This is a genomic window from Butyrivibrio proteoclasticus P6B7 (assembly GCF_000622085.1).
Lineage (GTDB): Bacteria > Bacillota > Clostridia > Lachnospirales > Lachnospiraceae > Butyrivibrio > Butyrivibrio proteoclasticus_A.
On sequence record NZ_JHWL01000034.1, the window covers coordinates 24,331 to 33,078 of the forward strand.

General features: G+C 44.3%; 7 protein-coding genes. 1 reads left to right on the forward strand and 6 read right to left on the reverse strand.

Going from position 1 to position 8,748, the window contains the following annotated elements; genetic code table 11:
* Nucleotides 1–99: 99 nt before the first annotated feature.
* The 6 genes from T541_RS0115015 to T541_RS0115045 form a co-directional block, all read right to left on the reverse strand.
* Nucleotides 100–3,906 (reverse strand): phosphoribosylformylglycinamidine synthase, encoded by a 3,807-nt coding sequence (locus tag T541_RS0115015; protein ID WP_026653467.1) that lies wholly within the window; start codon nt 3,904–3,906, stop codon nt 100–102.
* Nucleotides 3,907–3,990: 84 nt separating this feature from the next.
* Nucleotides 3,991–4,587 carry a TetR/AcrR family transcriptional regulator gene (locus T541_RS0115020; RefSeq protein ID WP_026653468.1) on the reverse strand — a complete coding sequence of 199 codons (597 nt, stop codon included), beginning with the start codon at nt 4,585–4,587 and terminating at the stop codon, nt 3,991–3,993.
* A gap of 46 nt (nt 4,588–4,633) precedes the next feature.
* The gene (locus tag T541_RS0115025; RefSeq protein WP_026653469.1) at nt 4,634–5,119 is read right to left on the reverse strand and encodes a hypothetical protein; all 486 of its coding nucleotides are present in this window, start codon (nt 5,117–5,119) and stop codon (nt 4,634–4,636) included.
* Nucleotides 5,120–5,271: 152 nt separating this feature from the next.
* Nucleotides 5,272–5,913, reverse strand: a complete 642-nt coding sequence (locus tag T541_RS20870; RefSeq protein WP_051538290.1) for a zinc ribbon domain-containing protein — start codon at nt 5,911–5,913, stop codon at nt 5,272–5,274.
* 177 nt (nt 5,914–6,090) lie between these two features.
* Nucleotides 6,091–7,011: a nucleoside hydrolase gene (locus tag T541_RS19880; protein ID WP_051538291.1), complete on the reverse strand. Its 921-nt coding sequence runs from the start codon at nt 7,009–7,011 to the stop codon at nt 6,091–6,093.
* Nucleotides 7,012–7,101: 90 nt separating this feature from the next.
* Nucleotides 7,102–7,383, reverse strand: a complete 282-nt coding sequence (locus T541_RS0115045; RefSeq protein ID WP_026653470.1) for an ATP-binding protein — start codon at nt 7,381–7,383, stop codon at nt 7,102–7,104.
* Between the two features lie 287 nt (nt 7,384–7,670).
* Between T541_RS0115045 and T541_RS0115055 the strand changes: the two genes are divergently transcribed.
* Entirely contained in the window at nt 7,671–8,573 is a 903-nt protein-coding gene (locus T541_RS0115055; protein ID WP_026653471.1) for a LysR family transcriptional regulator, read from the forward strand.
* Nucleotides 8,574–8,748: the final 175 nt, after the last annotated feature.

Genomic DNA, 8,748 nt, shown 5'->3' on the forward strand with positions numbered 1-8,748 from the left:
AGTACTTCGTACTAAAATCGCACTAATTATTCATTTATCAGCTGACTTGAGCTGTTTATTTATACCGTAAAGTGGATTCAATCTCACCACTCTCACCTATTATTTGAAGTAGCGTACTCCAGACTCAAAGATCTTCAGATCCTGTTCTCCGAAGATGTTCATGGCAACGCCGTCGCCTCTACGCTCTGAGTGAGCCATCTTACCAAGGCATCTTCCGTCTGGTGAAAGGATACCCTCAACTGCTCTGTAGGAGCCGTTGATGTTCCACTCATCATCCATAGTTACGTTGCCCTCAAGGTCGCAGTACTGTGTTGCGATCTGGCCGTTGGCAAAGAGGTTATCAAGAACCTCCTTAGGTGCAACGAATCTTCCTTCACCGTGGGAAGCTGGGTTAGTGTAAACTCCGCCAAGCTGTGCTCCTGAAAGCCAAGGTGAATTATTGGATACAACCTTGATGTATGCCATCTTGGAAATGTGGCGTCCGATTGTATTAAATGTAAGTGTAGGTGAGTTCTCGTCCTGTCCTGTGATCTTGCCGTTTGGTACAAGGCCCAGCTTGATCATAGCCTGGAATCCGTTACAGATACCAAGTGCAAGACCGTCTCTATTCTGAAGGAGGTCGTCAACTGCCTCTTTAATTGCTGCGTTCTGGAAGGCTGTTGCGAAGAACTTAGCACTTCCGTCTGGCTCATCACCTGCTGAGAATCCGCCAGGGAACATGATGATCTGTGCGCCCCCAATAGCCTTCTTAAACTCTGCAACTGACTCTTCAATGTCTGCTGCGTTTCTATTCTTGAAGATCTTGATGTTCACATCAGCGCCTGCTCTTCTGAAGGCCTCTGCTGAGTCGTACTCGCAGTTACTGCCTGGGAATACAGGGATAAATACTGTAGGCTTAGCCACCTTGTTCTTGCAAACATAGATCTCTTTTGCCTCATAGAGAGGTGACTCTACAGACTCTGTGCTATCTCCTACCTTAGAAGCGAATACCTTTTCAAGGGTACCCTTCCAGGATAAAAGAGCTTCCTCTGTAGAAACCTTATTTCCTGCGAACTCAAATTCTTTGTTATCAGTAACTTCACCGATTTCTCTTGCGCCTGCTACCTTAAGAGCCTCTGAAAGGTCAGATGCCTTAACCTCTGCAACGATGTCAGCTGTTGCATTCTTAAAGAGTTCCTCAGCTGCAAGGCTGTCAGCGAACTTAACTCCAAGGCCGTTACCAAAGCTCATCTTAGCTACTGCTGCAGCGATTCCGTGGCTATCAAGAGCGTAAGCTGATACAATGGCGCCCTTTCTCATAAGCTCTGTAATCTGGCTGTAAAGTGCCATAACCTTCTCGTAATCTGGAAGATCGTACTCATCCTTAGCAATTGAGAACTGTACGAGCTTGTTGCCTGCGCTCTTAAGCTCTGGTGTTACTACATCTGAAAGCTTAGCAACATCTACTGCGAAGGAAACAAGAGTAGGTGGTACGTTTATCTCATTGAAGGAACCTGACATGGAGTCCTTACCACCGATTGATGCGATTCCAAATTTCATCTGGGCATCAAAAGCACCGAGAAGTGCTGTGAAAGGCTGGCTCCATCTTGTAGGATCCTCAGTCATTCTCTTAAAGTATTCCTGGAAGGTGAAGTGAAGGTTCTTGTAATCACCACCAGTTGCTACGATTCTGGCTACAGACTCTGTTACAGCATAGGCTGCTCCGTGGTATGGGCTCCAGCTTGAAAGATATGGATCGAAGCCGTAGGACATCATAGTTACTGTGTCTGACTTACCCTTAAGTACTGGAAGCTTAGCAACCATTGCCTGAGTCTCTGTAAGCTGGTACTTACCACCGTAAGGCATGAGAACTGAACTTGCTCCGATTGAGGAGTCGAACATCTCAACAAGGCCTTTCTGTGAGCATACATTCAGGTCCTTAAGTTCTGCCTTGAAGGCTTCCTTAGCATCGCCCTTTGAAAGAGCTTCTTTTACCTTATCTGAAGCGATTTGGTTGAAGTAGTTATATTCCTTGGCAGGAATCTCAACCTTAACAGTTGTCTCCTGGTGTGCTCCGTTTGTATCAAGGAAGGCTCTCTTAAGATCTACAATCTTCTTGCCTCTCCAGTTAAGTACAAGTCTTGGCTCCTTGGTTACTACAGCAACCTTAACTGCCTCAAGGTTCTCTTCTGCTGCATAGTCAAGGAACTTATCTGCATCCTTAGGTGCAACTACAACTGCCATTCTCTCCTGGGACTCAGAGATTGCAAGCTCTGTTCCGTCGAGACCTGCATACTTCTTAGGAACAAGATCAAGGTTGATATCAAGTCCGTCTGCAAGCTCACCGATGGCAACTGAAACTCCGCCGGCACCAAAGTCGTTACATTTCTTAATAAGCTCACTTACTTCTTCTCTTCTAAAGAGTCTCTGTAATTTACGCTCTGTAGGTGCGTTACCCTTCTGAACCTCAGCTCCGCAGCTTGTAAGGGACTTGGAATCGTGAGCCTTGGAAGATCCTGTAGCTCCGCCGCATCCATCACGTCCTGTTCTTCCGCCAAGGAGGATTACGATATCACCTGGCTCTGGAGATTCTCTGATAACGTGTTCCTGTCTTGCTGCACCCATAACTGCGCCGATCTCCATTCTCTTAGCAACATAACCTGGGTGATAGATTTCTTTTACATAACCAGTTGCAAGGCCGATCTGGTTACCATATGAAGAATATCCTGCAGCAGCGCCTCTAACCAGCTTCTTCTGTGAAAGCTTACCCTTCATGGTCTCTGCAACAGGGACTGTGGGGTCAGCTGCGCCAGTTACACGCATAGCCTGATATACATAGCCTCTTCCTGAAAGAGGATCTCTGATAGCACCACCAAGGCAAGTAGCAGCGCCACCAAATGGCTCGATCTCTGTAGGATGGTTGTGAGTCTCGTTCTTGAAGAACACAAGCCAGTTCTCAGTCTTAGGGCCGTTGCCGTAGTCAACTTCTACAGGCACAACAACTGTGCAGGCGTTGTTCTCTTCAGATACTTCCATATCTGTGAGCTTGCCATCCTTCTTAAGCTTCTTCATTCCCATAAGAGCGATGTCCATAAGGGAGATGAATTTCTCTTTCTTCTTATCATCTGTTGTGTAAAGAGCATCTCTTGCTGCGAGGTACTCGTTGTAGGTCTTTTCAATAGGAGCCTTGTAGAAGCCATCTTCGAACTCGATCTCTTTAAGCTCTGTTCCGAAGGTGGTGTGGCGGCAGTGGTCTGACCAGTAAGTATCAAGAACCTTGATCTCAGTCATGGATGGGTCGCGCTTCTCATCATCATGGAAGTAGCTCTGGATCCACTTAAAGTCGTTGAAGGTCATGGCAAGGCCAAGAGACTCATAGAGCTCCTTAAGCTTGTCCTCTGCAAGATCCTTGAAGCCGTCGAAGATTATTACATCTGCTGGCTCATCAAATGTATCAATAAGAGTTTCTGGCTTGGTATCAGAAGCGATTCTTGAATCAACAGGGTTCATGGTGTAATCCTTGATCTTCTCTACCTCTTCATCTGATACGTTACCGATAAGCATGTAGGTAACTGCAGTCTTGATGACTGGCTCCTCGTCACCTTTTATAAAACGTACGCACTGAACTGCTGAATCAGCTCTCTGATCGAACTGTCCAGGAAGTGCCTCGATGCTAAATACCTTGGCATTTGCAGGTACTTCAATTTCCTCTCTATAAAGGATATCAACTGGGGGCTCTGAAAAGACTGTCTTGCATGCCTTCTCAAAGACTTCGTCAGAAACGTTCTGAACATCATAGCGGATAAAGATGCGGACATCGTCAACGCTCTTAATTCCAAGATATCCTGAAATTTCTGCTTTAAGTTCCTTTGCCTTGCCTGCAAAGGATGGCTTTTTCTCCACGTAGATACGTCTTACACTGCTCATAATATCTCCTCATTTCTTAAAATATATATGGTACAAAGCTATAAATAGCTAAGTGCTCTACAAAAAAGGTACCTAAGAAATATCTTAAGCACCTTCATCATCGGGGACTAATCCCTCTAAAACATACATTAATTCTCTATCGATAGCGTCCTCGGAAATGCCAATAGTTTTGGAAGAAATCTTGAGACCTTCCACAACGTACATAAGATTACGCGCACATCCCAACGGATTTTCGCAATAGAATTCGCCAGTCTGAACGCCATTTTCGATGAGCTTTTCAACAATTCTAACGGCTGTATCAAATTGATTTTTAAGTGGATTATCTTTTGCCGATACTTTATGAACGGAAAAGTATTCATATGTAGCGACAGTGAGATTGTTTTTCTTTCTGAGAATTTCTTTTTTCTGCTCTTTAAGGAAAAGAGCTAACATATCTCCGGCAGAGGCTTCGCCAGAAAGGGCGGCTCCAATAGCCTCGTCGTCATCTGTGGTTACATCATCGGATAAAACAGCTAGAAATAGCTCTTCTGTACTGGAAAAATAAAGATAAAGACCCCCACGACTGATGTCACAGGCATCTACAATGTCCTTCATAGTTACGTTCTTATAACCTTTTTCGGAAAAAACTGTCCTTGCTTTATCAAGGATGTATTTCTTCTTCTGTTCGGACTTCTCTCCCATTAAACTTTCCCCATTAAACAGTTGATTAGTTGCAATATCTCAAAACTCAAGCCAGCGGATGTGTATCTTCCTGTCCCCAGAATCTGCATAACTCGTCCATCTTGTTAACTACCAGGTAAAGCACGCCATTATATACTCCCTCTGCCCAAACTGTTCCCTTGGTCATTCCTGAAAGTATATATTTGGAAAGAATACCAGCCAGATCGTCCATGTGTCTGATATCAGCGTCCTGGATAAAGGCTATCTCATCCTTGGCTGAATTGAGACGATTTCTGGTATATACGTAGACATAGTTGCGATCTAAAAGATTAGTTGTCTGAGCGGCCTTAACGAAAGCAAGCAAATTAGCATCGTATACCGGGAATGGCATAGACTTAAGATCGCTACTGTTGTAGCTCTGGGCCACTTCCTGCTTGGCATTATCTTTAAGCCATCTTAAATAAGGAGTAATCTTAAGAAGTTCTGGACGATATCTTGAAACGATATCCTCAACACTGTTCTCATTGACATTGTTGTCATTTTCTATACTCATGGAAAGTCGCTCCTTGTCTGGCTTGCAGCCTTTTAAACAAACAAACTGACACAACTTTTGAACTCCTGAAAGTTCATTGACATTATAACAAGACCGTCTTGAATTGTACAGATACAAAAAAGAAGAATCCTAAAAAGGATTCTTCTTAATAATTACTGTAAGTTTGGATTAGTACCACCGTACACATTGTTGTTAGCTGGCTGCTGAACAGGAGCTGTTCCTGCGGCAGGCTGCTGAACATAATAGTTATTGTTAACAGTGTAAGAACCATTTGGATTCATGCCATTGTTAACTGGTGGAACATAACCTGTGTTCTGTGACTCGCCCTGGCAAAGCATTAATATGCCGGCAATAAGGCTTACGAAAAGCAATGTGCAAACCTTAAATGCTGTAGAAATAGGCTCGCCTCTCTTAACCTTATTGAAATAAACAACAGTCATTGGAATCTTCCACGCAAGTGGAATAAGGTAACAAAAGCCACCAAATACGCAACCAACGATCATAAGAATCTTAATAGCTGTAGTCATGCCATCATCCTGACGTGCTGGTGCATATGCATTGTACTGTGGCTGGTAAGCTGGCTGATACTGAACAGTAGGCTGTACTGGCTGATAAGCTGGTGCTGGTGCAGGTACTGGTGCTGGCTGTGCAGCGTATGCACCGTTATTAACAACGTCTCCTGAATATACAGGTGCTGCCTGCTGTGTGTTCTGTGAAGCAAGAGCTGTGCCGCAGTTAGGGCAGAATGTTGCTCCGTCTACTACTTCGAATCCGCAATTTGGACAATTTGCCATTTTATTTCTCCTCCTAGGACTATATATTCCCCTTCAACTTTAATTACAAAAAACAACCTTTGAAATTGTATCATATATGCCACAAAAATCTAGCACTTTTTTGTAAAAAAATTGTAACCATTCACACTTTTTGTTTTACGCTCTGGCTCTGCCTCTGGTGTGGATGGTTACAGTTATTTACAATTCAACTACTTTAGCTCTTTTATCAGGGGCTGGGAAAGGCTCCGTAAAGAGCTCCAGCTTAGCAATAAAATCTTCAAGAATATATCTTGAATCCACATCGGTATAGATGCGGATCATTGGATTGTCATTGCAAACCTCTGATGAGGTATCCTCTGCAACGTGGGGCGCCTTGGCCATGTGATAGTGACCGCACCCTGGATTGATGGCGATAGCTATAGCTGGCGAATCTCCCAGTGACCAGCTCTCTCCCTGGGTCCAGGCTCCGCCCTCAGACATGTTGTAGTCTGCCATGTTCTGGAACAGGTGCTGGCCAATCTTTCCGCAGGGCCTTATGCGCCTCTGGATTTCTGCAAGGCCGATGTTAACTGTGATATATACATGAGATGGAACCAGCCAAAGATCTATGCCGCTACTAAGAACGAAGTTCGCTGCAGGAATATCATTAACAGAATTAAACTCTGTGAAAGGTGCGCTGCATGGGGCTTCTCCGTGGGTTCCAATCCAAATGACAGTGATCTTATCCTTAATTGTTGGGTCTGTCTCAATAGCCTTGGCTACGTTGGTTATAGCTCCCTGACACAGGATAAAGAGCTTGTGAGAATCCTCACGGTGCGCCTCTTCAATAATAAAGCGTGCTGCTTCAGAAACCTCAGAATCTTCAGAAAGAGGACCTCTTTGTCCCTTATATATAGGAACCTTTACGTCCATGGCCTTAAGAATTGTTTCAATCTCTTCATAGCTCTTTTCCATGGAACCAGGAGCCTTGAAGTGCTCAGCTACGATGCCCTTCACAATAAGCTTAGGGCTTAGAAGTGCGTGGACTATGGCAAAGGGATCGTCTGCTTCGCAGGCGGCGTCTGTGTCCACGATAACTCTTACTTTCTTAAAATCCGATACATCAAATTCAATCCCCATTTTGTCTTCTCCCTGTTGTTAGTATTGTGCTTGTGATCTGAGTTCTTGCCGGTTCTTGCATTGTAGCTTGTAATCTGAGTTCTTGCCGGTTCATACGTTATAGCGTGTGATATCTCTGATCCTGATGGTGAGGACGTTGAGGCCAAGAAGGTTCTTGTACTGCATGTCCTTGGCAATATCCCTGATCATGCGGATTCCCATGTTGCCTATCTTCTCCTCTGAGTCAAGAATTGATGCTCTCTCCAGAGGATCAAAGGCTTTGCAGTTGTCCTTGATGCGAAGGATTATGTCCCCATCCTTGTGTATAACCTTGATATCTATATTATGACCTTTGTTATCCTCAGTAAAGCCGTGTTTAACAACATACACCATTAAGGATGTTGGCGATGTAAAGGCCGTTCATCTGAAGCCTTGGAATGAGAAGGATTGCAAAAAGAACTACGAAGCCCGCGCCATCCATGAGAGGAAGGGCAACGGAGTAGTATTTCTTCTGGGTGGCCTGGCCGTAGCAGGCGGAAGGAGTACCTGATAAGGCAAAAGTCTGAAATACTGCTTAGAAAGTAATTGATTTTTCATATATTTATCCCCCAATATTTAAATCATATCATAAAAATGGTACAATGATTCCGATATAAGCACACCTTATATGGAGGAAGGTTATGATAAGTAATCTTGAATACTACAAAGTCTTTTATTACGTCGGGAAGCATAAGAGCATCACTGAGGCGGCAAAAGAGCTATCTATCTCCCAGCCAGCCGTGAGCCAGTCAATTCATCAGTTGGAGAACACCCTGGGCTGTACTCTTTTCCAGAGAACCTCCCGTGGCATGAAGTTCACCAGTGAGGGAGCTCTTTTATACAGATATGTGGAGAAGGGCTATGAACATATAGAAATTGGTGAAGAGCGCCTTAAGCAGCTCATGCACCTGGACGCCGGTGAAGTCAGAATCGGCGCCAGCGATATGACACTTAAATTCTTCCTGCTGCCTTACCTTGAGAAATTCCACGAACTGTACCCTGGAATCAAGGTTACAGTAACTAATGGACCTACGCCGGAGACTATGACCTATCTTGCAGATGACAGAATTGACTTTGGCGTCATTTCTGGCCCTTTTGAAGAAAAGGAAGGATATAGTTCCTTTGCTGTGTCAGAGATTGAAGATGTTTTTGTGGCAGGAAGACGATTTATTCAGTATAAGAACCGAATGCTGGATTTCAGCAATCTGGAGCAGTTACCCTTAATTCTTCTTGAAGGCAATTCCAGTACAAGAAGCTATATAGATTCTTTTCTGGTGTCTCATGACGTCCACATTCAACCTGAATTTGAGCTCTCAACCAGCGACATGATCGTACAGTTCGCCCTTCGTAATCTGGGCGTAGGCTGCGTTGTAAAGGACTTTGCCAAGGAATACTTGGACAGCGGCGTCCTCTTCGAACTCCGCTTCAACCAGATTATCCCTAAGCGAAAAATCTGCGTGATCACCAACAATTCGCGTCCCATATCCCTCGCTGCTTCGCGACTCTTGGAATTAATAAGAAGCACTGATGAATCAAAGAATTAGGCCAAAGGATTGTGCCTGGGTACAAACCCACTTTTCCTCGCTCTGGACCAGGAGCACAAACCTTTGGGCAATATAATAAAAATAAATAATTTTACCCATGGAAAGACAATGACCTTCGGGCAATATATGAAAAACACGCTATATTGCCCAAGGAAAGGCAACGATCTTCGGGCAA

What these genes read in the sequence shown, in the direction of transcription:
- T541_RS0115015 (WP_026653467.1), bottom strand. Translation starts at nt 3,906, where the DNA reads ATGAGCAGTGTAAGACGTATCTACGTGGAGAAAAAGCCATCCTTTGCA.
- T541_RS0115020 (WP_026653468.1), bottom strand. Translation starts at nt 4,587, where the DNA reads ATGGGAGAGAAGTCCGAACAGAAGAAGAAATACATCCTTGATAAAGCA.
- T541_RS0115025 (WP_026653469.1), bottom strand. Translation starts at nt 5,119, where the DNA reads ATGAGTATAGAAAATGACAACAATGTCAATGAGAACAGTGTTGAGGAT.
- T541_RS20870 (WP_051538290.1), bottom strand. Translation starts at nt 5,913, where the DNA reads ATGGCAAATTGTCCAAATTGCGGATTCGAAGTAGTAGACGGAGCAACA.
- T541_RS19880 (WP_051538291.1), bottom strand. Translation starts at nt 7,011, where the DNA reads ATGGGGATTGAATTTGATGTATCGGATTTTAAGAAAGTAAGAGTTATC.
- T541_RS0115045 (WP_026653470.1), bottom strand. Translation starts at nt 7,383, where the DNA reads ATGGTGTATGTTGTTAAACACGGCTTTACTGAGGATAACAAAGGTCAT.
- T541_RS0115055 (WP_026653471.1), top strand. Translation starts at nt 7,671, where the DNA reads ATGATAAGTAATCTTGAATACTACAAAGTCTTTTATTACGTCGGGAAG.